The following is a 26038-nucleotide window of genomic DNA, read 5'->3' as shown; positions in this document are numbered from 1 at the left end:
ATGGTCGACGGGGACCTTGAAGGGTTGTGACTGGAAAGCCCTTTCCCTTGAATCGTTTCATCAAGGATAGGCTGGTGACGTGGGTTACGTCAATGCGGGCACCGAAAAGCATTATGCGGAAGGCCTGGCCTATTCCAAGGTGACGCTCCCGCCCAACAGTCTCAGGTGCCCGCGGAGTTGTCCTTCGGGTCAACCCCGAACAGCGGCAGCACCACTTCGTCCACAATCCCCACCAGGAACTCATCTTCAATAGGTCCGGAGCCGAAGATGAACCGGTGCCGCAGCAGGGCGGGGCCGGCCTCGATCTTCAAATCGCTCACGAGGGCCGGATCGCACTCGCCGCGTTTGACGGCGTTGGCAAGGATTTCATGCATCATCCTGCTGGCGTTGCCGTGCGTGAACACCCGGACTTCGGCGGCAACGTCGGGGTTCTGCAGGGCCTCACCCAGCACCCCGCGGACTGCCTGCCCAACCGTCCCCTCCAGCAGCCGGGCAGCCTGCCGCATGACGGTCAACGTATCCAGGCGCAGGCTGCCGGTATCCGGGACCGCGTCCGGGCCATGCATCGACGCGTAGGCGGCGTCCAATACCAGGGCTGCGCGTCCGGACCACCGGCGGTAGAGCGAGGCTTTGCTGGCGCGCGCGCGTTCGGCTACCCGGTCCATGGTCAGCGCAGTGTAGCCGGATTCGGCGATCTCGGCCAGGACGGCGTCGAAGATCGCGCTGTTCAGGGCCGCGCCGCGGCGGCGCGGCAGCTTCCGATGGTCCGGGCGCGCCCCGGCGGTCACGACGACGGCTCCGCAACAGCCGCCGTGACCTGTCCGCGGGTGCCGTCCACAAGGACCAGCTGGCCGGTCTGCAGGTCACGGGTCCCCGACCCGGTGGCCATGACGGCGGGGATCCCGTACTCCCGGGCGACGATGGCTGCATGGGATGCGATCCCGCCGGCGTCAACCACGACGGCGGCCGCACGCTGGAACAGCGGAGTCCAGGATGGGTTGGTGTAGGGGCAGACCAAGACCTCGCCGCTGCGGAGCAGTCCGAATTCGTCCGGCCTCCGAATGATCCTTACCCTTCCGGTTGCCTGGCCGCGGCTGGCGGGCATGCCGGACACCAGCGTCCCGGGCGCCGGGCGTTTGTGTGCGAACAGTGCCGGATCCAGCAGCGGGATGCCCTCCAGTTCCCGGCGTTTCGCGGCCCTGGCCAGCACCAGCCGGCGGTAGCGTTCCCTCTCGGCAACCGGCAGCGCGCCGCCGTCGTCCATTCCTGCCAGTTCCTCAAAGCGCAGGTGCTGGACCTCGGCCGCATCAGCCAGCACCCCGCCGTCGGACAGCCGCCGGCCCAGTTCCGACAGCGCGCGCCGGAGCGGCGGCAGCACCATGGTGGCGTAGAAGTGGCTGTCCTCGCGGAAGGCGGTCCCGGCCTTTGCGGCGCCGACGGCGGACAGCAGGTGCCGCCGCAGGGCCGCGATCCGCAGGGCGGGATGACGTTTTAGCTCCTCGAGCGCCTGGCCTGTCTGGTCTGCAGCCTGCCGCCGCTCACCCGTCATTGACCTGATCAGCCCGAGAACCACCTCGGGGGCATCGGACCAGGTTGGCGTACTGCTCAGCACCACGCTGACGGTTTCGCGGTGTCCGTATTCGGACAGGAAGGCCTGGAAGCGTGTGCTGAACTCCTGGAAATCCGGGTGGTGCTCCACGCGGGAGAGCAGGCCCCGCGGTTCCAACTCCGTGAAGGCCCGGGCCAGCTCGCCCTGGGACCGGACGTAATCGGCCAGCTCCTCCAGTGCGCGGTTGGCCTGGCTGGTGCGGGTTTCCGCGCCGGCGATGAGTGCCGAGCCTAGGTGCCTCTTGCCCAGCAGCAGGAGCAGCAGGCGCAGCTTCAGCTGGGGAACAAAGGCTCCCGGCAGGTACGAGATCCGCAGCTCGGTGATCCCGCGCATCGCGGCGAAGGTTTCCTCCGCGAGCCCGATGACCCCTTTCCAGGTCAAGGCCCTGGGGTCCTGCGCGTTAAGCCGCCGGATGTCCGCCAGGTACGTGGTGAACCTGCTGTCCTGCGTCCACAGGGCTGGATTGAACCGGCGGGCACGGCGTGCCACGGAAACAGGTGCGCCGAGCGTGCGAACCGTCGGGTGGGGAACCGGCGGGACCAGCCGGACCACCACGCCGTCCTCCTCCGGCAGCAACTCCTCCACCGCGGGGAAGACAACGCCGACGCTTCCGGCCATGCCGTGAAGCATCGCCAGGATGCCGCGCTGCATCCATCCAGAAACGTCCAGCGGATAGGGGCGGACTTGGAACATCTCGGCGAAGAACGGGCCCATCAACCGCTGGAACGGGTTAAGGCGCAGCGGCTGCGGCGGCAGTGCCGTCATCGGCCGCGCCTGGAGCACGTACACATGCCCGCCGGCGACGGCCCATTCCATGTCCTGCGGCCGTCCGAAGTGGTCCTGGGCGCGCACGGCCAGCCGCGCCAGTTCCGCCAGCTGTTCCGTGTCGAGGGCAGCCCGCCGGGTGCCCGTACCGGCGCTCTCCTGCGTGCCTCCTCCTGCAAGGGCCCGGATCACCACCTCGTGGGCGCCCGGGCTGTACGACCTGGTCCGGCCAGCGCGGTCCAGCACGTAGTGCTCCGGCGTGACCCGTCCGGAAACCACGGCCTCGCCCAGGCCGGGGCTGGCATCCACCACGATTTCACTGCGTTCGCCCGTCACCGGGTTGGCGCTGAACAGGACCCCCGCGATGTCCGCCGGCACCATGTCCTGGACGACGACGGCGATGGACACCTCGCGCGGGTCGATCCCCTGTCGCTGCCGGTAGGCGACGGCGCGCTCCGTCCACAACGAAGCCCAGCAGTCCGCCACGGCGCGGATCACCGCCTGCTCGCCCACAACGTTCAGGAAGGTGTCCTGTTGCCCTGCAAACGCGGCGCCCGGCAGGTCTTCGGCGGTGGCACTGGATCGCACCGCCACCGGACCGCCGCCCAGGGCGGCATAGGCTGCCGCGATGTCAGCGATGACGCGCGACGGAATCCGGGCCTGGGCGAACAATGCCCGGATTTGTGCTCCGGCATCTCCGGCTTTCAGTAACCCTTCCAGTTCGGCGCCCAGGCCGGTGTCTGCCATCAGGGTGCCGTAGGCGGCGGTGGTGACCACAAAGCCTGCTGGAACGGGGAAACCCTGCCGCACGAGTTCGCCGAGATTGGCGCCCTTTCCGCCAGCCGAGGCCAGGTCAGCGGCGCCGAAGTCGGCGAGCATACCCGTAAATTTCTCAGCCATCGGGGGCTCCTCGGGGACGGAGGGTGGTCTGGATATAGAGAACTTGTCGTTCTCTAAACGTACGCGCCCTGAACGTGAGCCCGCAAGGGTTCCTTATTCACTGAGCACCTTCCGGTCGCGGCGCGTACGCTGTCCGAGAACCGGCCGGTTTATCCAGCAACAGCCGGCCCTCTTCCCAGCCTCCGGACGTAAACTGACCTTCGCACCACCTCTTGTGGACACTGTGTCAGGAGCCGCCCATGCTCTGGAAGCTGCTTGTTGAATACCTGCGGCCGCACCGGCCGCTGCTGGCCGTCGTCGTGGTTTTCCAGCTGGCGCAGTCCATCGCGTCCCTATACCTGCCCACCCTGAACGCGGACATCATCGACGAGGGTGTGGCCAAGGCGAACATCGGCTACATCCTCAGCCTGGGCGGCGTGATGCTGGCGATCACCCTGCTGCAGATCGTCTGCGCCGTCATTGCGGTGTACTTCGCGGCGAAGGCAGCCATGGGCGTCGGCCGGGACCTTCGGGGCGCGATCTTCAAACGGGTGGGGGAGTTCTCCGAGCAGGAAGTCACCAAGTTCGGCGCGCCAAGCCTGATCACACGGTCCACGAACGACGTCCAGCAGGTCCAGCAGCTGGTCCTCATGTCCGCCACCATGCTGGTCACCGCGCCCATGCTCAGCATCGGCGGCGTGATCATGGCCGTGCGGCAGGACGTGCAGCTGTCCTGGCTGATCGCCGTCGCCGTCCCGGTGCTGCTCATCGCCGTCGGCCTGCTTACCGCCCGGATGGTGCCGCTGTTCCGCAAGATGCAGAAGCGGATCGACACCGTGAACCGCGTCCTCCGCGAGCAGCTCACCGGCATCCGCGTGGTCCGCGCGTTCGTCCGCGAGGACATCGAGACCGCGCGCTTCGCCCAGGCCAACGACGACGTCACGGACACCGCCCTCCGTGCCGGCCGGCTCATGGCCCTCGCGTTCCCGGTGGTAATGCTGGTGCTGAACGTCTCCAGCGTGGCCGTGATCTGGTTCGGCTCGTTCCGCATCCAGGACGGCTCCATACAGGTGGGCACGCTCATCGCGTTCCTGAGCTACCTGATCCAGATCCTGATGTCCGTCATGATGGCCACGTTCATGGCCGTGATGATCCCGCGCGCGGCCGTCTCGGCCGACCGGATCGGCGAGGTGCTGCGCACCGAGTCGAGCGTCCGGCCGCCTGCCCGCCCGCTCAGCAGCGAGGTCCGGCGCGGCGAGCTGGAAATGCGCGACGTCGGATTCGCCTACCCGGGTGCCGACCAGCCCGTCCTCTCCGGCATCAGCTTCACCGCCAGGGCAGGGCAGACGACGGCGATCATCGGCAGCACCGGGTCCGGCAAGACCACCCTGGTGAACCTCATGCCCCGGCTGTTCGACGCCACCAGCGGCTCGGTCCGGATGGACGGCGTGGACGTGCGCGAGCTGCACCCGGACCTGCTCTGGGGGCACATCGGCCTGGTCCCGCAGCGGCCCTACCTGTTCAGCGGCACCGTGCGCAGCAACCTGCTCTACGGCAAGCCGAACGCCACCGAGGACGAGCTCTGGACCGCCCTGGAAATCGCCCAGGCGCGGGACTTCGTGGAGCGGATGGACGAGGGGCTGGACGGGCCCATCAGCCAGGGCGGCACCAACGTTTCCGGCGGGCAGCGGCAGCGGCTGGCCATTGCCCGGGCCCTGGTGAAGCGGCCCGAGCTGTACATCTTTGACGACTCGTTCTCCTCGCTGGACACCGGCACCGACGCCCGGCTCCGCCAGGCACTCAAGCGCAGCACCGCCGGCGCCACGCTGGTGATCATCGCCCAGCGCGTCTCCAGCATCGTGGACGCGGACCAGATTTTAGTGCTCGACGGCGGCAGGATCGTGGGGCGCGGAACGCACAGTGAGCTGCTGGAGACGTCGGAGACATACCGCGAGATCGTTTCGTCCCAGCTCGCGGCGGAGGAGACGGTATGAGCCGCCAGCCCTCTCCCGCAGCCGGCACCCAAGCCGCACCCGCCTCTGCGACCGGCGGCGCCGCCGTCGTGCGCATTCCCCGTCCGATGGGCGGGCCGGGGCGCGGCGGGCCGTTCGCGGGGATGAACGTCCCGGCGGAGAAGGCGATGAACTTCTGGCCGTCGGCCAAACGGCTGCTCGGCAAGCTCCAGCCGGAGCGGGCGTGGCTGCTGCTGGTGTTCGTGACGGCGGTGGCCGGGGTGGCGTTTTCGGTGACCGGGCCGCGGCTGCTGGGGGAGGGCACCAACTTGATCTTCGCCGGGGTGGTGGCCCGGGAGCTGCCCGCCGGGTTGACCAAGGAGCAGCTGATCGCGCAGCTGCGGGCGTCCGGGGAGGGGCAGCGCGCGGACATGCTCAGTGCCATGGACCTGGTGCCGGGGCAGGGGATCGACTTCGCCGCGCTGGGGAACGTGCTGACGTGGGCGCTGGTGCTGTATGTGCTGTCCTCGGCGTTTATGTGGGTGCAGGCGTATGTGCTGAACGGGGTGGTGCAGCGGACGGTGTTCGGGCTGCGCGGGGAGATCGAGGCGAAGATCCACCGGCTGCCGCTGCGGTACTTTGACTCGATCCAGCGTGGTGAGCTGCTCAGCCGGGTGACGAACGACGTGGACAACATCTCCCAGAGCCTGCAGCAGACCATCAGCCAGGCGGTCACGTCCGTGCTGACGGTGCTGGGCGTACTGGTGATGATGGTGATCCTTTCGCCCACGCTGGCGCTGATCGCGCTGGTGACCATTCCGCTGACGCTGGGGATCACGGCGCTGATCGCCAAGCGGTCGCAGAAGCTGTTTGTGGCGCAGTGGAAGAACACAGGTGAGTTAAATGGGCAGATCGAGGAGACGTACACCGGGCATGCGCTGGTGAAGGTGTTCGGCCGGCAGCGCGAGGTGGAGGAGCGGTTCCGGCAGAAGAACGCGGAGCTTTATGAGGCGAGTTTCGGGGCGCAGTTCATTTCCGGGCTGATCATGCCGGCCATGACGTTCATCGGGAACCTGGTGTACGTGGGGATTGCCGTGGTGGGCGGGCTGCAGGTGGCGTCCGGGGCGATGCAGCTGGGCGACGTGCAGGCGTTTATCCAGTACTCGCGGCAGTTCACCATGCCGCTGGCTCAGCTGGGGTCCATGGCGAACGTGCTGCAGTCCGGGGTGGCGTCGGCGGAGCGGGTGTTTGAGCTGCTGGATGAATCTGAGGAGTCTGTGGAGCCGGCTCCGTCTGCCGGGCCGGTGTTCGGGCGGGGGCGGCTGGTGTTCGAGGAGGTGTCCTTTTCGTATTCGCCGGACAAGCCGCTGATCTCCGGGCTTTCCTTGGTGGCGGAGCCGGGGCAGACGGTGGCGATTGTGGGGCCCACCGGGGCGGGGAAGACGACGCTGGTGAACCTGATGATGCGGTTCTACGAGCTGGATGCGGGGCGGATAACGCTCGACGGCGTGGACGTCACCTCGGTGCCGCGGCGCGAGCTGCGCTCGCGGCTGGGGATGGTGCTGCAGGATACGTGGCTGTTCGGCGGGACCATCCGGGACAACATTGCGTACGGGCGGCCTTCGGCTACTGAAGCCGAAATTCTTGAGGCGGCGCGGGCGACGTACGTGGACCGGTTCGTGCGGTCGCTGCCCGACGGGTATGACACCGTGCTGGACGACGAGGGCGCCAACGTGTCGGCGGGGGAGAAGCAGCTGCTGACGATTGCGCGGGCGTTCCTGGCGCGGCCCTCTGTGCTGATCCTGGATGAGGCGACGTCTTCGGTGGATACCCGGACCGAGGTGCTGGTGCAGAAGGCGATGAGTGCACTGCGGTCCGACCGGACTTCCTTCGTGATCGCGCACCGCCTGTCCACGATCCGTGACGCCGACCTCATCCTGGTGATGGAAGCCGGCCAGATCGTGGAGCAGGGGACGCATGCTTCGCTGCTGGCCGCCGGCGGGGCCTATGCACGGTTGTATGAAGCCCAGTTTGCGGCTCCAGCGGCGGAGGTTTAGGGGTGCGGCGATGTCAGGGCCCCGCCTTGAGTTCATGCTCGCCTTTCCCTTCGGTCTCAGCTCGAAAGTCTCCTTGCCCATGCAAGAATTGAGCCCAGATTTAGGTGAACTTTCGACACGCAGCAGGACAAATATCCGTGGGGGTATGTAGATGGCTTTACCGACGCGACTGCTTCAACAGATCTCAAGATCCGGAGGCGGCGGAGTGGTTTTGGTGGTTGGAGCTGGTGGATCCATCGAATTCCCCACCGGGTTGAAGACTGGTGCTGCTTACTCACAGGAGGCCTTTCGGAGGCTGGTCTTAGATGGAGTCCTTGAGCAAGATGCTTGTTCAGACCCAAGCGATCTGTCGCAGTTAGCCGATGCAGTCAGTTCGGTTTGCGGAGGGTCGCAACGTGAACTCACGAGTCGACTGCCGAAAGACTCTTGGCGGTCAGCAAGTCCGAACCATGGCCATTTCTTGGCTGCTGCCCTACTAGTGGAGGGGGCCCTGCGGCATATAATCACGCTCAACTACGATCTAGCGCTGCAAAATGCCTTGGGAGTGCTCGGTGTCCCGCAGGATGTGGCAATCATCAAAGGCCCCGAGGAACACGACAACGGCGGAATGCGTGCACTGATATACCTGCACCGAAGCGTCGAATCAGACGAGGAAACGTGGGTCCTTCGAAAATCTGACTTAGAGGATGCCTGGAAGGGTAATTGGGAGGAAGTAGTTGCTAGTGCAAATCTCTCCGCTCCGATCACGGTATTTGTGGGCTTAGGGAGTCCGGCGGCAGTCTTAACTGAGAGTGTCAGCCGGGTGGCACAGGCAACGAAATCGGAGTTCTATCTCGTAGATCCTAATCCGGACAGTAGCTTTGCCGATGCGTTAGGTGACAACGTTCAACCCGCCATTCCGATGTACTGGGGTGCCTTCATGAGCCAGCTTGCGAAACGTGCAACCCAAGAACAACTCGCCAGGCTTAAAGACCGTGTAGTGAACTTAGCAACGCGTCTGGACGATGGGGATGAGTCGCTCGGCAACCTGCCTCTTGAGGGCATGGCCGAGCTCGATCTGGTGACCTTAGGCAAGGTGCGGGGAGCATGGTTGCTGCATGGCAAGCCGTACTGTCCTGAAGGCGTCGAAATACAAATCGAGCAGATTGCAGACCTTGTCTTGGGATTAGGGCACGTCCAGACAGCATTAGGCGGCACATCGATTGAGTTCAGCGAGACGGGTCGGGCTGAGATCGTTGAGGATTCAGGCCAGCGGACGGGGCTGTACGCGGTGCACGGAGGCGGGATTCAACCATGGAGTCAGCTTCAGACGCGGCTGGAACAGAGAACTACGGCTCTCCCGCCGACTAGGCGACCTCGTCATGTCCTAGTTGCGGGTGTCAGACAGTCACTCGACACCACACCATATGATCTGTTGGGGCGAGATGACCCTAATGACCTTATTCGCGGTGCCGACATTATTCTTCCGCTTGGTGTGGATGAAGTCCGCCACGCATTTGACAGTAAAGGCGATAAGCTGCGTGAAAGGCTGGGAATATGAAAAGGGCGCAGATAAGTTCCGAAACTCTTTCAGATCGCATTGATTATTTACTCATTAATTCTGGATCTCATTTGATTCCGCGATCTTATTATAAAGACTGGCCAACTGGAGCGAGAGCTTTCGAAGATCCTTACACCATCGTTGGTGTCTGGACCTACGAGAGCTTCGAGGACCTGGCGGAAAATTGGATGGTCGCCCAGGACTCCATGATCCAACTCGTTAGCTCCAATGTCCTAGGAACTGACTCCAAGGCGTGGGATGGATATCTAATTCTGACTACTGGTGCACCCGTCCCCGCGCACCTCGCTGGAGAGCTTCATAGAATCCGTTTCGACACTCGTCGACTAAGGAAGCTAGTTGTCACAGCCGAAGATCTGCAGTCCGGGGTCGCTAACGATGGCGTGCTGAAAAGTATCAGGCGGGCTCTCGCCCCTGTTGTCGACATAAGTTTTCGCAGGTCAGACGACAGCCAAGATCCCCTTGAAACGCTAACCCAAAGACTGGCTGCGGAGTCGGACCAGTTACTAAGTGACCTGAAAGCGACCGTCACTGCATATAAGCTCGGAATTCCTACCATGGAAGTTCTTCGACATGACTACTATCGAAATGCGGGTGAGTCGCTTGAGGCTTAATGCGATACAGATAGAGGGGTTTGGTGGGGTTGCGGGTCAAGTGAAAGTCCCGCTCGATGCCGATGTCATTGTCGTCGCAGGGTCGAATGGACATGGCAAGACTACTATTTGCAACGCTATATCTTGGGTACTGACTGGGAAGCACCCATCTGGCGCTGACCCGCGCAACGCCTACAGCAGGTCCGGCTCTACTTCTGTTGCCCTCACCATTGGTGACAATGCTTCTTCGATAAAGACCATCCGTCGCACGCTGGTCAATCCTGACGAACTGGACCCACGCAGAAACGAATGGTCCTTGATAATTCAAGATGGCGAGTCAATCTTGAGTGGATCGCGAGCTGAGGATTGGCTCAAGGTGAACGTAGCCAATGCTGACTCTCGTGATGATTTTGAAGCCGCTATGCATACGGCTGTTGAGTCTATTTACATGAAGCAGGAGTCTCTTCGCGACTTTCTGGTCGAAAGAAGTGACGTGGAGCGCTTCTCCTCGATTTCTCAAATGGTGGGCGCGGGAAAGTTAACTTCCTTTGTTAGTCAATTTGAGTCAGAAAAGAATGCTTGGGTTCGATCTACAAATAAGTCAAGCAACGATCTTCAGCAACAACGTGATCAACTTCTGGAGCTTCTCCAAGCGAGGACCTCGTTGCGCGAAGAAGTTGCCCAGGCGAGAACTTCCGAGGTATCCAATAGGTGGAAAAAGTGGTGGATGCGCGCCATGGAAGCTACTGGCAATGCACTAACTTTGGCCCCGGACCTCTCCGAAGCATCGCTGGATGCGACACTTTCTGCAATATCGTTGCGACAACGCGAATTACGTCACCAAGAGGGAGAGTTGAGGAACCTTGCAGCCGAATTTAGCGTTCCCCTCCCCGACTCTCCCTCGCCTCGAACTATCGCGCTAAACAAGACGGAGCTTAGGAAGTTCGAGGAGCAGCAACTCCACACCGAACAGAAGTTGCAACAGATTCAGCTGCAGCTAAATGAAATTCAAATTGAAGTTAGTCAACAAAAGTCATTGCGCGACGATTTGTCGTCGTTGGCCCAAATCGCGCTTCGCCATGTGGGTGAGTCCTGTCCAACCTGCGGTCAGTCCGTGGACCCCTTGGCGCTTGAGGGCCGACTTCGACAGTATGTGGAGTCGTCTAATTCTACGGTCGGAACTGTGGCGCTCGGCAAAACCCTAGAAGCTTTGGAAGCTTGCGAAACTACCCTGCGGGCCACGCGGGAAAAGAAACATCGGATGCAGCGTTTGGTGCTGCTGGACCAAGAGAAGCAAGCAGCGTCACAGTCAGCGCGTTCGAGACGGATGGAACGTGCCGCAGAACTCGGTGTTACTGTCTCCCGCGATGCTGATGATGAAGCCCTTACAGCGCAAGTGTTGCAGCAAATCAACAGCGAGAACTCGATGCTTTTGCAGCGTCGTAGCGAATTAGATGACATTGAACAGATGGCTCAAAGCTTCGAGCCGGTAGTTGCCCTGATCAAATCACAGCGCCGCATAACACGCTTAGATCTAGAAATTGCTGAAGCAGAGGTCCAGCTACACAAGGCAGAACGTGAATTGGTTGCACGGCAACAGATTGGGAGTAGGGCCGACGCGTTATTGAAGGTTTTAAAGCGCGATTCAGAGAGCTTTGTCGGCGGTCGCATATCGTCTCTGCAACCAATCCTGGACCAGTTCTACGCCGCAATCGACCCTCATCCCACTTTTCGTAGTGTGGAAATGGCAACGCGTATGTTCAATGGGAAACATAGACTAAACCCCGTTGTCCGTGACGAGGAGCTTAGCCTCACGATAGACGACCCGGGGAAAACATTGTCTACATCGCAAGCAAACGCGCTTGCTGTAGCTCTTTTCATGTCTTTCAATATGGGCTTTTCCTCGAGCGCTATCGAGTCCATGATTCTCGATGATCCCTTACAAAATCTGGATGATATTCACCTTCTAGGCTTGGTAGACCTACTGCGTAAGGTGACGCCCCATCGCCAGCTGCTCGTCACTACACATGACCAAGCTTTTGCTTCACTTCTCTGTCGAAAACTGCGCCCGGTAAGGGAAGGTTCAAAAACCCTGCTGGTTCGTTTCAATGGTTGGGATCGAAGCGGCCCTGACATAGACGCGATAGAAGTTCCAACGGAAGGCCAGCCCTTGAAGATCGCAAAAGCAATCTAATCCCCAGGGCCTTGATTTCCCTAGCGGAAGGCCGTATCGGCAACCATAAACAGCGTTTTGCCGCACCCGCGGGTCGTGGGGCGTCAAGCGACGTGATGGCATTTACGCCGCGAACACAGTGTCGTTGGCGTGGTGTGGTTAGCCAATTGCGAGTAACACGTCGACTGAACTTCCTCGGTTGATCTCTAATATCGCTGCCGGTTCCGCGCAGCGTGCAGCCGACGTTCAGCCGCTGAGGCGGCCAGCGGGACTCGAGGTCAGTTGCCGCCTGTGAGCTGAAGCACTGACACGGCGACGCCAGGGAGTGAACCCAGAAGACTGGATGCCGTGGGGTACCCCATCTTTTCTGCGAAGTTCTTCCATTTCGACTGATTTGCGCCTGTGGTCGCGCCGGAAGCAGCGTAAAGGGAGACCCAGAGGTCGTAGAGGCCCATCCTCAAGTCAGCCTTACCAGTGACTCCAAAGTCCTCGAGGCAGCTCCTTAGCGTCTGCACTACGCGGGCGACGTGTTCGCGGAGCAGCTCGGTCAGCTCGTCGTCATCCTCAAGAGCCAGTGTGACATCATCTAGCAGTTCCTCGATGCTGGCCCGGCCCGAGTGACTAAGCCTTGGCTGATTGCTATCGAGGAACCCTTCCAAGGCCTCAAGCATGTCAAACATGTGAGGCGTGAGGGTTTGTGGCAGCTTTCCCTGTTCCACCCAGGAATGGGGGTAGTGCAGTAGTGCTGTGATGAACAGCTGCATCGACCGGCGATAGTGAGTCACTTTGTGGCCTTCGGCTTCCAACGCGTCGAGCGCCCGAGAGATGTCCGCAAGGGCCCGGATGGCTGTTTCGTGTCGCTGAAACGCAACAGCAGGGTTTGAGTGAAACTCGCGGGCCTCATAAGGGGACTTATCGTTAGGTTGGCTCCAAGCTTCGAATAGCTCCCGAAGTTGGCCGGCAGGATTGCTCATCCATTGATCGTAATGGCTCAGAGCCCAGCAGTGGTGAATGACCTGAATCAGTGCGAATTAGTCGGTTAGCAGCAGGGTGGTGCTAACGCGGATTGCAACGAAGCGCCGGCAATGGCGAAGCCACCTACGACAATAAAGGCCCAAGATGCTGCCCCAGTTTCCTTTTTTCCAACGTCATAAGCGTGAAGAGTTGCAAGCAATCCGCCGATTGCAACAGCAGCTGCACCAAAGAAGTTGCCCCACGCTGAAGACCACGTTTCGTTAGGCAGCACTGCGACGGTGAAAACCGCGAGGCCTGTAAGCGTCAAGACCAGAGTATGTCGCCAAGCCAGGGGCTTGGTAGAGGACGTATTTGTGTTGGTGCTTTCGTATTTCACCGGAACACTTTATCGGCGCTGTCTGGCTCTCGCAGCCACGGTGGCGATTGCTGCTTTCATTACCTAAGCGACCAAGGGGAGCGGAACCGCCCAATCACGATCACTGAAGCGCGTGCTCCTTGGGGTAGGGGTTCAGCCATGACGCTAAAGCCCCGCGCTTCAGCGTCATGGCTCCAGGTCCAGCTAGCACCGCTGTTTTGACCAACTGCGGATGCATTTTATGGGAGCGCCTCGGGGCGCCGACGCTTGCGCCCTGCCGTTGCGGCCCGGCGGCCGCGTGCGTCATCTTCCTCCTCAGCGATGACGGCATCAACGTCATGGCATCCTCGCGTCCGACGGCGGCTGATCGGCGCTATCGGGCGCGGCACTAAAATCAAGCAAAATGTGGGTGGGAGGGACTCGCCGTCGTCCGCTTGCTCTTTGCGGTTCTGCCCTGACCGACGCCTGACAACCGGAAGTGGACGACGGCGGGAGGTCCCGCCGTCGTCCACTCAGCCCTGCCAACCGTCATAGCAAAGCTGAACGCGGCAGCTGTGCGGCACAGTTCACCTGCCGGTCATGGGCGGTTCGATTTGAGTCCACAGGGTTTCGAGAGCGTAGGTGGAGAAACCTGCACAGGCCGGTTTGGAAACAGAAAGAGGCTATTCATGCGCCGTAAAGAACGCGGGCTAGGCATCGTCACGGGTTTGGCCGTTATCGCCACCCTCAGTGGGCTAATCGCACCGGCCGCGCAGGCCGCCCAGAGCACGTTCCAGGACAAGGCTAATTCAGGCGTCCAGGTCATCGCCCACAGGGGTTCGAGCGGGGCAGCCCCGGAGAACACCGTCGCCGCCGTGCAGCTCGCCCTTAAGCAGGGCGCAGACGTGGTGGAGAACGACATCCATCGCACCGCCGACGGCGCCCTGGTAGTCGTTCACGACCTCACGCTGGCCCGCACCACCGACGTCGAGCAGGTCTTCCCCGACCGGGCGCCGTGGAACGTCCGCGACTTCACCCTCGCCGAGATCAAGCAGCTCGACGCCGGCTCATGGTTCGCGCCCGAGTTCGCCGGCCAGCGGGTGCCGACCCTTGCAGAGTGGGCGCAGGCAGTGGGCCAAAAGGCCGGCATGCTGCTGGAGGTCAAGTCACCCGAGCTCTACCCGGGCATCGAGACCGATGTTGACAGGGAACTGCAGGCCCTTCCCGAATTCATTTACGCCCAGCGGCACGGCCGGCTGATGATGCAGTCCTTCAACCACCTGTGGCTGCGCGCCTTCGACACGCTCGCGGTGGACGTACCCGTGGGCCTGCTCTTCGGCGGCGCACCGTCCGAGGCGCAGCTCGCCGATGCCGCCACCTGGGCGGAGGCCGCCAACCCGGCCCTCGGCAACATGACTCAGGGCACCGTGGAAATGATCCACCGTTACGGGCTGAAGACATACACCTGGACCGTGAACGGCGGCCAGGACATGCGCCGCGCCATCAACTGGGGCGTCGACGGGGTCATCACCAACTACCCCCAGGTGCTGCGCGAGATCCTCTAGGAGACCGCGGAGCTGGACCTTCCTGGATTGGCGGCTGCTCGATCACTGTGACCACAGGTCCTCGAGCAGCCGCCGCACCTTTTCCGGCTGCTCGACGTTGGCGAAGTGGCCGCAACGGGGGATCGCCACAGCCTGGACATTTGGAATGACGGCGGCCAGCCGGTCCAAGTCGGACGGTGATGTGAACACGTCACTTTCCCCGCGCGTGGCCAGCACGGCACAGCCGATGCCGCGCCACTGGTCAAAGTCGTAGTGCGCCACTGCCCTGGCAGCGGCGGAGAAGCAGCCCGGACGGACATCACGGCCGAGCATACGGATCACCCCGGCGGAGATGGCCCGGGGATCTGCGAAGAAGGGCGCCATTAACAGTCCCATCAGGGGCGTGGCACCGAGTACACGAACCAGTGCCGGCCCTGCTGGACCCACGGCCGCCAGCGAGCGCATGATCAGCATCATGCCCACAAAAGCCGGGAATCGGGGGACGCTGCGCAGTGGCTCGCGGGCGGCCTCAGACACGCCGAATGTCGTGGGCGAAATGGCCGCGACGCTGGCAGCTTGCTCCGGCCACGCCGCGGCAATATGCAAAGCCAGGAAGCCTCCCATGGAGTGGCCCACGAGGTTCCAACGACGGTAGTTGAGCGAGTTCAGGACGTCGGCTACTGCCCGCGCCATCGTCTCGATGCTGAGGTGTTCCAGCCGGGCATCCCTGGTGGACTCGCCCCAGCCCGGCAGATCAATCAGGACACGGTCGCGGGGCGACGCTTCGGAAAGCAGCGGCCGAAAGGTGGTCCAGGATCCCGCGGCGCCGTGCAGGTACACCTCCGCTGGAGATCCGCTTCCGAAGCCATCTTGGACACGCACGGTACACAGGCCCAGCTCCGTTGGAATGGTGTGCCGCCGCAGCGTGGCCGGCCACGCCGCGGGCTCCTGCCGAACGCCCAATATCCGCCTTCCGTTGCTGATGTCTACTACGGATTCGGAGCCGCGGCGTTACCGGACCGGGCAGGGGCGGCGTTTGCCGCCAAAGGCAACGACGCCGCAGTCCGGCCCAACCACACCCGGTAGCCCACCCGCCGTCGTAGCACACTGACATACGAAGCAATGTTTCGGCGTGTCGCCCGTAACCTGTTTAGATGCCTCGTTTTGCACTTGATATTGAGTCCGTGCCCCGCCCTGCCCGTTCGCAGGAGCTCCTGGACGCCGTGAACCACTCCGTGGTCATTGCCGACGGCGCGATGGGCACCATGCTGCAGGGCCGGGACCTCTCGCTCGAGAAGGACTTCCAGGGCCTCGAAGGCTGCAACGAGATCCTCAACGACACGCGCCCGGACGTCCTCGCGGACATCCACGACGCCTACTTCGCCACCGGCATCGACGCCGTGGAAACCAACACCTTCGGCGCCAACTGGTCCAACCTCTCGGACTACGGCATTGACGACCGCATCGCAGAACTGGCCCTCAAGGGCGCCAAGATCGCCCGCGAACGCGCCGAGGCCGCGGAAGAAACAGACGGCCGCATGCGCTGGGTCCTCGGCTCCATGGGCCCCGGCACCAAGCTCCCCAGCCTCGGCCACACCAGCTACGACTACCTCAAGCAGACCTTCGCCCTCCAGGCCGAGGGCCTCATCGACGGCGGCGCGGACGCCTTCCTCATCGAAACCAGCCAGGACCTCCTGCAGACCAAGGCCGCGGTCAACGGCTGCAAGCAGGCCATCGTCACCCGCGGCATCCGCCTCCCCATCTTCGTCGAGGTAACGGTCGAGACCACCGGAACCATGCTCATGGGCTCCGAAATCGGCGCCGCGCTCACCGCCCTGGAACCGCTCGGCGTCGACGCCATCGGCCTGAACTGCGCCACCGGCCCGGACGAGATGAGCGAGCACCTGCGCCACCTCTCCAAGCAGTCCTCCGTGGCCATCGCCTGCATGCCCAACGCCGGCCTGCCCATCCTCGGCGCCAACGGCGCGCACTACCCGCTCACCCCCACCGAACTCGCCACCGCACACGAGCAGTTCGTCCGCGAATTCGGCCTCGGCCTGGTGGGCGGCTGCTGCGGTACGACGCCGGAACACATGGCCGCCGTCGTCGAACGCCTTGCGCCCTTCCGCAACCGGGAGACGAAAGCCGGCACCGGCCCAGCCCGCGTCCCCACCGAGCGCGAAGCCGGCGTCGCGTCCCTCTACCAGCACGTGAACTTCGACCAGGACGCCTCCTACCTCGCCATCGGTGAGCGCACCAACGCCAACGGCTCCAAGGCGTTCCGCCAGGCCATGCTCGAAGAGCGCTGGGACGACTGCGTGGACATCGCCCGCGAGCAGATCCGCGTCGGCGCGCACCTGCTCGATGTCTGCATCGACTATGTGGGGCGCGACGGCGTCGCTGACATCAAAGAGGTCGTCTCGCGTTTCGCGTCGGCCTCCACCCTCCCGCTCGTCATCGACTCCACCGAACCGCCCGTGCTGCAGGCTGGCCTGGAACTCATCGGCGGCCGCCCGGTGGTCAACTCCGTCAACTACGAGGACGGCGACGGCCCGGACAGCCGCTTCGCCCGCATCATGCCGCTCGTCAAGGAACACGGCACCGCCGTGATCGCCCTGACCATCAATGAAGAAGGCCAGGCCCGCACCACCGAGGGCAAGGTGGCCATCGCCTCCCGCCTCGTCGACGCCCTGGTGGGCGAATGGGGGATGCGCGTCGAGGACATCATCGTCGACGCCCTGACCTTCCCCGTCGCCACCGGCCAGGAAGAGACCCGCCGCGACGGCATCGAAACCATCGAGGCCATCCGCCAGATCACCGCCAAGTACCCCGGCATCAACACCACGCTCGGCGTCTCCAACGTGTCCTTCGGCCTCAACCCGGCGGCGCGCATCGTCCTGAACTCCGTGTTCCTGCACGAGGCCGTGCAGGCGGGCCTCACCAGCGGCATCATCGACGCCGCCAAGATCGTGCCGCTCGCCTCCCTCCCGGAAGAGCAGCGCAAAGTGGCCCTGGACCTCGTCTGGGACAAGCGCGAATACGACGCCGAGGGCAACACCACGTACGACCCCCTGGCCATCATGCTGGACATGTTCGCCGGCGTCGACACCGCAGCGCTCAAGGACCAGCGCGCCGCCGAACTTGCCGCGCTGCCCACGGGCGCCCGCCTGGAGCGGCGCATCATCGACGGCGAAGGCAAGGGCCTCGAAGATGACCTGGACCTGGCCCGCAGCGAGGGCATGACCCCGCTCGGCATCATCAACGACCACCTGCTCGAGGGCATGAAGGTGGTGGGCGAGCGCTTCGGCGCCGGTGAGATGCAGCTGCCGTTCGTGCTGCAGTCCGCCGAGGTGATGAAGAACGCCGTCGCCCTGCTCGAGCCGCACATGGAGAAGTCCGATTCCTCCGGCAAGGGCACCATGGTGATCGCCACCGTCCGCGGCGACGTGCATGACATCGGCAAGAACCTGGTGGACATCATCCTCACCAACAACGGCTACAAAGTGGTCAACATCGGCATCAAGCAGGGCATCGCCGAGATCATCGCCGCAGCCGAGCAGCACAACGCCGACGTGATCGGCATGTCCGGGCTGCTGGTGAAGTCCACCGTGGTGATGAAGGAAAACCTTGCTGAGCTGCAGTCCCGCGGCCTGGCCAAGAAGTGGCCGGTGATCCTCGGTGGCGCAGCCCTGACCCGCGCCTACGTGGAGCAGGACCTGGCGGAGCAGTTTGACGGCGTGGTCCGGTACGCCAAGGACGCCTTCGAGGGCCTTTCCCTCATGGAGCCGCTGGTCCGCGTGGCCCGCGGCGAATCGCCGGACGACGTCGGCCTGCCGCCCCTGAAGAAGCGCATCCACAAGGGAGGCGCGAAGTTCACGGTGACCGAGCCGGAAGCGATGCCCGGCCGGTCCGACGTCGCTAGCGACAATCCCGTGCCCGCCCCGCCGTTCTGGGGCACGCGCATTGTCCGCGGCGTTTCGCTCCACGACTACTCGGCGTTCCTCGACGAGCGCGCCACCTTCATGGGGCAGTGGGGCCTCAAGCCCGGCCGCGGCGAGGACGGCGCCTCCTACGAGGAACTGGTGGAACGCGAGGGCCGGCCGCGCCTGCGCTACTGGCTGGACCGCATCCTCGGCGAGGGAATGCTCGATGCGTCCGTCGCCTACGGCTACTTCCCGGTGGTTTCCGAGGGGGAGCAGGTGGTGGTGCTGCACCACGGGGAGGATCGCGACGGCGTCCTGGGCACCGCGGGGCTCCTCGCCCCGGACGGTGGTTCCGGCGGCCCGATCGGCAGCGACCGGCTGCGCTTCGACTTCCCGCGCCAGCGCCGCGACCGGCATCTGTGCCTGGCCGACTTTGTGAAGTCCCGCGAATCCGGGCAGGTGGACGTCCTTCCGGTGCAGCTCGTCACGGCCGGCTCGAAGATCGAGGAGTTCACCTCCAAGATGTTCGCCGCCAACCAGTACCGCGACTACTACGAGCTCAACGGCCTGGTCATGCAGCTCACCGAAGCGCTGGCCGAGTTCTGGCACGCACGGATCCGCAAGGAGCTGGGTTTCGCCGCCGAGGAGCCGAAGGACACGGCAGGGTATTTCAAGCTCGACTACCGCGGTGCCCGGTTCTCGCTCGGCTACCCCGCCTGCCCGGACATGGAGGACCGCCGCAAGGTAACGGAACTGCTGAAGCCCGAGCGGATGGGCGTGGTGCTCAGCGACGAGCTGATGCTGCACCCCGAACAGTCCACCGACGCGTTCGTGTTCCACCACCCGGAGGCGAAGTACTTCAAGGTGTGAGTTGGGTGTGGTCCCGGCCTTAGGGCTGTTGCCGGTGGCCGGTGCAGCCAGTGTCAGCGGACGCCGAGGTCGCTGTCGACATACGAACCGGGGCGATTTTCAGTGCCATGCTGGCAATTGCAGCCACCATCCAGCTGCAGCCGAACGGTCACCGGACTCGATGCTTCGAGCCGGATGTCAACATGCTCCTTCCCGTTGCTGCTAAGGCGGAGAATTGATTCTTGGTCGGTGCGATGGGCCATGTTTTTACCTTTGCTGATGCAGGGAGAGTGGATGCGCGCCGGTGGCGCGGGCTGGGAAGGCCCAGAGACCGTGAGGCTTGCACCAGGTGGTGTTTGCGTCGCAATCTCCGGGCCCACCAGCTGCGGTTCTATGCCTTGACGTATCCGTTCGGATTCAGCACGAACTTCGTTGCCGAACCGGCGTCGAATTCGGCGTAGCCGCGCGGTGCATCCTCAAGCGGGATCGCTGTGGCGTTTACGGCCTTGGCGATCTGGACCTTGTCGTGCAGGATCGCCATCATCAGCTGCCGGTTGTACGACATGACGGGGCACTGGCCGGTGGTGAAGGACAGGGACTTCGCCCATCCGGTGCCCAGGGACAGGGACAGGGAGCCGTGCTTTGCGGCCTCGTCGATTCCACCCGGGTCGCCGGTGACATACAGGCCGGGAATGCCAAGGGCCCCGCCTGCAGCGGTGATGTCCATGAGGGAGTTCAGCACGGTGGCGGGGGCCTCGTGGGAGGCGTCCTTGCCGTGACCGCGGGCCTCGAACCCTACGGCGTCCACGCCGCAATCCACTTCGGGGACGCCGAGGATTTGCTCGATCTGGTCTTTCGGATCGCCGTTGGAGACGTTCACCGTTTCGCAGCCGAAGGAGCGGGCCTGAGCCAGGCGGTCTTCGTTCATGTCGCCGACAATCACGACGGCTGCACCGAGCAGCTGCGCGCCGACGGCGGCCGCGAGGCCCACAGGTCCTGCACCGGCAATGTAGACGGTGGATCCGACGCCCACTCCGGCAGTGACGGCGCCGTGGAAGCCGGTGGGGAAGATATCGGAAAGCATGGTCAGGTCCATGATCTTTTCCAGGGCCTGGTCGCGGTCCGGGAACCTGAGCAGGTTCCAGTCAGCATAGGGGACCAGCACGTATTCGGCTTGGCCGCCCACCCATCCGCCCATATCCACATAACCATAGGCGCTGCCCGGGCGGTCAGGGTTGACGTTCAGGCAGATGCCCGTCTTGCGCTCCTTGCAGTTCCGGCAACGGCCGCAGGAGATATTGAAAGGTACAGAGACAATGTCTCCCACCTTGATGAACTCCACGTCCGGACCGACCTCCACCACTTCGCCGGTGATTTCATGGCCAAGGACGAGGTCCTTAGGGGCCGTGGTCCGGCCCCTAACCATGTGCTGGTCCGAGCCGCAGATATTGGTGGTCACCGTGCGCAGGATCGCGCCGTGGGGCACTTTTCGGCCCACATTGGCGCGATTAACGCCGGGCCCATCTTTGAGCTCGAACGTCGGGTAGTCGGTGTTGATGATTTCCACGACACCGGGTTCTTTGTAGGCAACGGCTCTGTTTCCTGACATGGACACTCCTTTTGGTAGGGATTTGGTGCCAGGCCTTCCGTTCGGATGGCCCTGCACTGGTCCGGCAAAGTTGCAGGCGCTGCCCCGTGGCCCGAAAGCGGTGCTTCGATGGGGATACCTCCCCAGGTTTTAGGCCACCGAAGCACCCTTCACGGACACGGGACAGCTCTTCCTTCGCGAGGGCGAAGGCTGTCAGTGGGATGCCGTGTCCAGTGGAACAGCATCCCGATGCTGCCTGCCCGGCGCTTAATCGGACAAGTATGAATCTGAAGGTTCGAAGAGCTTGTAATGAGATTAGGGTCACAAGAGCTGCAACAAAAGCGCAAGATTTTGAAGATAACCATGCGGAATAGATGCACGTTTGAGGCAGGAGAAAGATATCAGCGGGATCGGCATCGGCCGCGTCGGACACTGGCCGCTCGACCCCACAGGACCGCTGTGCTTTGCCGGCCATCGAGGTTGTGCGACAAGTGTTTTGAATTCTGATTCCATCGCCCGACACGTTTCAAACGCCTTGGGGCGTGAGGTGGACTACGAGGGCGCCTTGGACCTGGCCATACAAGGCGATCCCGTAGCGAGACGAGTCGTCGACGACGCCGGACGCGGCTTAGGCAGGCTCATCGCAGCCATCTGCAACCTGACAATGCCACAGCGCATTATCATCGCCGGAGAAGGAGTTCGGCTTGCAGCAGTAGCCCGCCCCGCCCTCGACGCGGGCATTGCCTTGGACCGCGACCCCCGAGCCACCACCCCTCCCATCGTGCTGGCATCGAAGGATAACGTGCAATGGTGCCGCGGGGCGGCCGTCCTCGCAATACAGGCGTTCGTGCACGGGACCCTGCCAGAAATATCGACTCTGGCCAAGCACCAATCGAAAAGCGCCGGAATCCCATCAGTATCCTGACCAGGGATGACCTTGGGGAGGCTTGGCTTCTCTGTGCTGAGGACTGCCAGTAAAGCTGCCTTTAGTGGACGCACCGCAGGTTTCCTCCGCATATTTTGAAAGGCCGATAATGGATCTTTCGTGAAGCATCCCCGAAGTCGCAGGCCATCCCAGCATTGAGGTTCGCGAGTAGCGCCTCGAGTGTCGCGCAGCGTGCGGGTTGACTTCCTAGCGGTCTCCTCAGGCCCCGAGTTGCACCGGTCCCTGGCCTTGTCGGAGTGGGCCTGCGCGGCGTGCCCGCCAGTGCTTCCGCCCGCGCTGGAGACCTGGCGCCGGGCTCAAATGCACGCATCCGCAAGAAGCTGGGCTTAGCGACCGGGGAGCGGAAGAACACTGCAGGCTATTTCAAGCTCGACTACCACGGTGCGCGGTTCTCGCGCGGCTACCCTGCGCGCCCGGACATGGAGGACCGCCGCAAGGTGACGGAGCTGCCGAAGCCCGAGCCGATGATTAGAAACTCATCTTGCGTTCTGATCGGTACCGGCCGGTACTGCGAGATGTCCTTGGCGCAGATTAGCGAGAATCTGATCGGTGAGTGCTTCGATGCCGCCTTCGGATGTCACTGTCATTCCGGCTTCGGCTGGTTCCAGGGCCTCTAGTGTCTCCAGCTGTGAGGTGAGGAGAGATGGAGGCATGAAGTGTCCTGGACGCTGGACCAACCGGTCCTTCAGTACCGAAGGGTCGACCTTCAAGAGGATGAACCTGGTGGAAGGAGCGGCCGCGCGGATAGCGTCACGGTAGGCGCGTTTGAGGGCCGAACAGGCAACCACGATCCCATGGGGGTGTTCGGCCGCGAGTTCTGCGCCGACCAGGCGAAGCCAGGGCCACCTGTCTTCATCAGTGAGCGGTACGCCAGCTGTCATTTTTTCGACGTTCGGCAAGGGGTGCAGGTGGTCGGCATCCTTGAAGGTGGCGCCGAGCCGGGCTGCCAGGGCGGTGCCCAGTGCTGTTTTGCCTGCGCCTGATACGCCCATGATGACGATGGGGCTGTGCACTACAGCGCTCCCTGTTGCGCTGTTCCTGCGGGAATCGGAACCATCCGGGTCACTTCGACAGGCTTTTCGAGCAGGCCTTCGAGGGAGGCGTTCAGGCGTTTGACCGGTTCACCTTGACCGTGGGCGTCGAGCAGCGCAGCTGATTCCCATTTCTCGATCATGAGAATCTGGTTGTTTGGGGCTTCGTGGATCGCGTAGAGCAGGCAGCCGGGTTCCTGGTGTACTTCGCTGATTGCGGGGGAGAGGGCGGCGACGACCTGGTCGAAGGCGCCTTCCTTCGGGCTGAAAGCAGCGGTGACGACGATGGTCATGGTGAGGTTCTCCTTGCTTTATGGTGCCCTTGAGGGGCGTGGGAGGGTTCCTGGGGACGCGGCGCGGACCGACGGCTGAAGTCTGTCGGTCCGCGACGGACATCCGCAGGGTGTTCTTCAGGCTTAGCTGCGAGCGGTGAGGCTTTCCTCGAGGGCAAGGGCCTCGGTTTCGCGACGCAGTTCGAGGGCCTGGGCGAGCGAGTCGTCCATGATGACGTCGTCCCAGCGGACGATCCCGCCCTTGGCGACGTCATTGCGCAGTTCCACGTGGTGGGCCAGCGCGACCGGCAGCGCACCGGTAGTGACGGAGTGCGTCGCGGAAACGAGTTGGCCCCAGACGGTGTATCCGCCTTCGCCGTCAAGGAATTCACCGGCTTTGAGGTCTTTCTTGGCGGTGGCGACAACGTCGCCGAAGAACCCGATGGGTGAACCCGTGGGGATCCCGCGCAGGACGGCGTTGGCGATGGATACGTTCAGTTCCAGGCCGACGTAGTGGTAGGGGCGGTATAGTGCCGCGTACTGGCCGGTGGGGTCCGGGTGCCAGGGGTATTCGTTGAAGCAGCCGGAGACGTAGGCGTTCGTTGCCTTCACGACGACGAAAACGCCTTCCTGCGTGTTGTGGGGGATCCAGGTGCCGTCGCGCTTGACACTGGACATGACGTCGACGGTGCCTTCGTGTGCCAGGGCTCCTCCGACGTCGGCGGGCCGGCAAATTGAGGCAATTTCCTCAACGTCTCCCGGCGTGAACGTCAGCCCGGTGTCAGAGGGAACCAGTCCTGCCCCGTTGGCGACGGCAGCCATCTCGATGGCGGCCTTGGTGCCGTCGCGGAAGGAGGTGTGCATGTTGGGGTTCAGCTGCCCGGAGTCGGTGAGTTCCTTGGAGAATTCCCAGTTTTCCCAGACATTGTCAGGGTTCATCTCGTGGTAGTGCTCAAGGAATTTGGCGCCTTTGCCGGCGCACACGACGTCGAACCCGCTGGTGCGGGCCCAATCGACAAGTTCCATGATGAGGGCCGGCTGGTCGCCGTACGCCATCGAGTAGACAACACCGGCTGCTTCTGCCCGCTTGGCAAGAGCGGGCCCTGCCAACGCGTCGGCTTCAACCGTGACCATGATGATGTGCTTTTTCGTTTCAATGGCACGCAGAGCGTGCTTGACACCAACGATGGGGTTGCCGGTGGCTTCCACGATGATGTCGATATCGACGTCGAAAAGCTCGTCAGCGTTGGCCACAATCGCGGTTGAGCGGTTCCTCAGAGCGGTTGCTATGTCGGAGGCGATCTGGTCTTTGGGCCACCCAACGAGTTCGAAGGCACCTTCAGCGCGCTTGACGTTGATGTCTGCGATGGCGACGACGTGGATGCCCGGAATGTTGTTTGCCTGGGCCAGGTACATCGTTCCGTAGCGCCCCGCGCCGATCAGGCCGACTCGGATGGGCTTTCCGTCGGCCTCACGCTGGGACAGGAGATGGTGCAGATTCATGGTTGCCTTTCAAGGGAGACGGCGCTGTTCCGGAAGGGATGCGGGCGGGTCGGGGATTGACCGCAGCTTTTGGGGCTCTACTTCCTGACCTTGCGGCGTGCCGCCGTTGGTAGTGAGGCTCGAGACCAAGCGGGAACGAGCTAAGGTAAAATAAGTGGAACCGGTACACTTTTATGTCATAGGGCAAGGCCCAAGGTCAAGCCCTAGGCTGAAAAAGGTTCCAGATGTCCAGGAAGTGCTACGCAAGGAGTAGGCGTGCAGAAACAACCGACCATCCGCGATGTTGCCCAGGCAGCCGGGGTGTCCGTTGCGGTGGTCTCCCGGGTGCTAAACCCGGGGTCAGGTCCAGTTGCCGCAGCTACCCGCGGCCGAGTAAACGAGGTGATGAAGAGCCTCGGGTACCACCCCCGCACGGCAGCCAGGGAGCTCAAGTATGGCCCGCCTACAACACTGGGGCTGCTGCTCGCAGATGTCTCCAACCCCTTTTTCGCCCGACTCGCCGACCAAGTGGTGCAGGAGGCTCACTCGCGCGGAATCCAGGTGCTGCTGATGACCACGCAGGAGGATGACCAGCTGGAGTCAGAACGTCTGGCGACGCTTATCGAACGCAGGGTCAGTGGGATTATCGCGACCCCGACCGGCAACAACCTGGCAATCTGGAAGCAGCTCCAGGATCTGGGAACTGACGTGGTTTTTGTCGACCGATCAATTCCTTCGCTCCCTGAAGTTGATGTGGTGAGCATCGACAACTTTGAATCCGCCCGGTCCGCCACAGCGCTCCTTGCCGCCCATGGGCACCGCCGGATCGGAATCATCTCCGGGCCGGCTTCCTCCACCACCGGAACGGAGCGGATTGCCGGCTATCGGCAAGCCCTGGAAACAGCCGGCCTGGAGCAAGATGAGCTCCTTATACGGCACGCCGCGTTCCGCGGGCCGGCGGGAGGAGATGCCGCCTCGGCGTTGCTCGGCCTCGAAGAGCCGCCCACAGCTTTGGTAGTGGCAAATACCGCCCAGGTAACGCAAGTTTTGCGGCGCCTCTCCCACGCCGGAATCGACATCCCAGGGACGCTATCCGTCATCGTCTTCGAAGATTCACCTTGGACCGAACTCGTGACCCCGCCCCTGACAATCGTCAGGCAGCCAATAGATCTGCTCGCCCGGCACTCCGTGCAGCTCGCTTTGTCCAACACGCAGGGCAAGACGTCGGGAAAACCCCACGTCATACGCGTAGCCGCCGAACTAGTGGAACGGTCAAGCGTCGCCCGGCTCCAGTTCTCGAAGTAATTCAAGCTGGCATTCGCGCCTCAATGTTTACAGCCGTCCCGGGCTGTGGTAAAAAAGTGTACCGGTTCCACTTCGGGATGATTCACGGCGGAAAGACAGCAAACGACAGCACCGCCGCGTCTGCAAGGCACTGGGCAAGCGGGATGAGAAAGCAGTAAGAGCAGCTGGTCTCACCCATAGCCACCTAGCCCAGGACGCTTTAA

The 26038-nt window shown here is 63.0% G+C and carries 16 protein-coding genes and 1 pseudogene; 9 read left to right on the top strand and 8 right to left on the bottom strand.

Going from position 1 to position 26038, the window contains the following annotated elements; translation table 11 throughout:
• Positions 1-161 precede the first annotated feature (161 nt).
• Entirely contained in the window at positions 162-788 is a 627-nt protein-coding gene (locus C3B78_RS17390; protein WP_104999173.1) for a TetR/AcrR family transcriptional regulator, read from the bottom strand.
• Entirely contained in the window at positions 785-3274 is a 2490-nt protein-coding gene (locus C3B78_RS17385; protein ID WP_199775277.1) for a PEP/pyruvate-binding domain-containing protein, read from the bottom strand. The genes C3B78_RS17390 and C3B78_RS17385 overlap by 4 nt, the downstream gene beginning before the upstream one ends.
• A gap of 239 nt (positions 3275-3513) precedes the next feature.
• Here C3B78_RS17385 and C3B78_RS17380 point away from each other — a divergent pair, with 239 nt between their 5' ends.
• The 4 genes from C3B78_RS17380 to C3B78_RS17365 all read left to right on the top strand — a co-directional run bounded on the left by C3B78_RS17380 (position 3514) and on the right by C3B78_RS17365 (position 11607).
• The gene (locus C3B78_RS17380) at positions 3514-5247 is read left to right on the top strand and encodes an ABC transporter ATP-binding protein (RefSeq protein ID WP_104999171.1); all 1734 of its coding nucleotides are present in this window, start codon (positions 3514-3516) and stop codon (positions 5245-5247) included.
• Positions 5244-7262 (top strand): ABC transporter ATP-binding protein, encoded by a 2019-nt coding sequence (locus C3B78_RS17375; protein ID WP_104999170.1) that lies wholly within the window; start codon positions 5244-5246, stop codon positions 7260-7262. The genes C3B78_RS17380 and C3B78_RS17375 overlap by 4 nt, the downstream gene beginning before the upstream one ends.
• A gap of 565 nt (positions 7263-7827) precedes the next feature.
• The gene (locus C3B78_RS17370) at positions 7828-8802 is read left to right on the top strand and encodes a hypothetical protein (protein ID WP_158677285.1); all 975 of its coding nucleotides are present in this window, start codon (positions 7828-7830) and stop codon (positions 8800-8802) included.
• 591 nt (positions 8803-9393) lie between these two features.
• Positions 9394-11607 (top strand): AAA family ATPase, encoded by a 2214-nt coding sequence (locus tag C3B78_RS17365; RefSeq protein ID WP_104999168.1) that lies wholly within the window; start codon positions 9394-9396, stop codon positions 11605-11607.
• A gap of 257 nt (positions 11608-11864) precedes the next feature.
• Here the strand turns inward: C3B78_RS17365 and C3B78_RS17360 are convergent, their stop codons facing one another.
• Entirely contained in the window at positions 11865-12560 is a 696-nt protein-coding gene (locus C3B78_RS17360) for a hypothetical protein (protein ID WP_158677284.1), read from the bottom strand.
• Between the two features lie 1024 nt (positions 12561-13584).
• Here C3B78_RS17360 and C3B78_RS17350 point away from each other — a divergent pair.
• Positions 13585-14460, top strand: a complete 876-nt coding sequence (locus C3B78_RS17350) for a glycerophosphodiester phosphodiesterase (RefSeq protein WP_104999165.1) — start codon at positions 13585-13587, stop codon at positions 14458-14460.
• Between the two features lie 42 nt (positions 14461-14502).
• Here the strand turns inward: C3B78_RS17350 and C3B78_RS17345 are convergent, their stop codons facing one another.
• Entirely contained in the window at positions 14503-15321 is an 819-nt protein-coding gene (locus C3B78_RS17345; RefSeq protein ID WP_234005450.1) for an alpha/beta fold hydrolase, read from the bottom strand.
• Between the two features lie 272 nt (positions 15322-15593).
• Here C3B78_RS17345 and metH point away from each other — a divergent pair, with 272 nt between their 5' ends.
• Positions 15594-19232, top strand: a complete 3639-nt coding sequence (gene metH / locus C3B78_RS17340; protein WP_104999163.1) for a methionine synthase — start codon at positions 15594-15596, stop codon at positions 19230-19232.
• 370 nt (positions 19233-19602) lie between these two features.
• Here the strand turns inward: metH and fdhA are convergent, their stop codons facing one another.
• A complete protein-coding gene (gene fdhA / locus C3B78_RS17335; RefSeq protein ID WP_104999162.1) occupies positions 19603-20820 on the bottom strand; it encodes a formaldehyde dehydrogenase, glutathione-independent in 1218 nt (405 codons plus the stop codon).
• A gap of 361 nt (positions 20821-21181) precedes the next feature.
• On the opposite strand from fdhA, the gene C3B78_RS20425 reads away from it, so the two are divergent.
• Together C3B78_RS20425 and C3B78_RS20420 are read left to right on the top strand one after the other, a co-directional pair.
• Positions 21182-21724 (top strand): ROK family protein, encoded by a 543-nt coding sequence (locus C3B78_RS20425; protein ID WP_158677283.1) that lies wholly within the window; start codon positions 21182-21184, stop codon positions 21722-21724.
• 305 nt (positions 21725-22029) lie between these two features.
• A pseudogene (locus tag C3B78_RS20420) lies at positions 22030-22212 on the top strand (hypothetical protein); the annotation flags it as partial.
• Between the two features lie 9 nt (positions 22213-22221).
• Here C3B78_RS20420 and C3B78_RS17325 read toward each other — a convergent pair.
• From C3B78_RS17325 to C3B78_RS17315, 3 genes are all read right to left on the bottom strand, one after another.
• Positions 22222-22758, bottom strand: a complete 537-nt coding sequence (locus C3B78_RS17325; protein ID WP_104999160.1) for a gluconokinase — start codon at positions 22756-22758, stop codon at positions 22222-22224.
• Positions 22758-23069 (bottom strand): putative quinol monooxygenase, encoded by a 312-nt coding sequence (locus C3B78_RS17320; RefSeq protein ID WP_104999159.1) that lies wholly within the window; start codon positions 23067-23069, stop codon positions 22758-22760. The genes C3B78_RS17325 and C3B78_RS17320 overlap by 1 nt, the downstream gene beginning before the upstream one ends.
• A gap of 123 nt (positions 23070-23192) precedes the next feature.
• A complete protein-coding gene (locus C3B78_RS17315; protein ID WP_104999158.1) occupies positions 23193-24551 on the bottom strand; it encodes an NAD(P)H-dependent oxidoreductase in 1359 nt (452 codons plus the stop codon).
• Between the two features lie 255 nt (positions 24552-24806).
• On the opposite strand from C3B78_RS17315, the gene C3B78_RS17310 reads away from it, so the two are divergent.
• Complete coding sequence (locus C3B78_RS17310) at positions 24807-25835, top strand: LacI family DNA-binding transcriptional regulator (protein ID WP_104999157.1); 1029 nt, start codon at positions 24807-24809, stop codon at positions 25833-25835.
• Positions 25836-26038: the final 203 nt, after the last annotated feature.

The sequence above is a fragment of the Arthrobacter sp. PGP41 genome (assembly GCF_002953935.1).
Classification (GTDB): Bacteria; Actinomycetota; Actinomycetes; order Actinomycetales; family Micrococcaceae; genus Arthrobacter.
The sequence above is the reverse complement of the archived record's forward strand: the minus strand, read 5'-3'. Positions and strand labels throughout refer to the sequence as shown.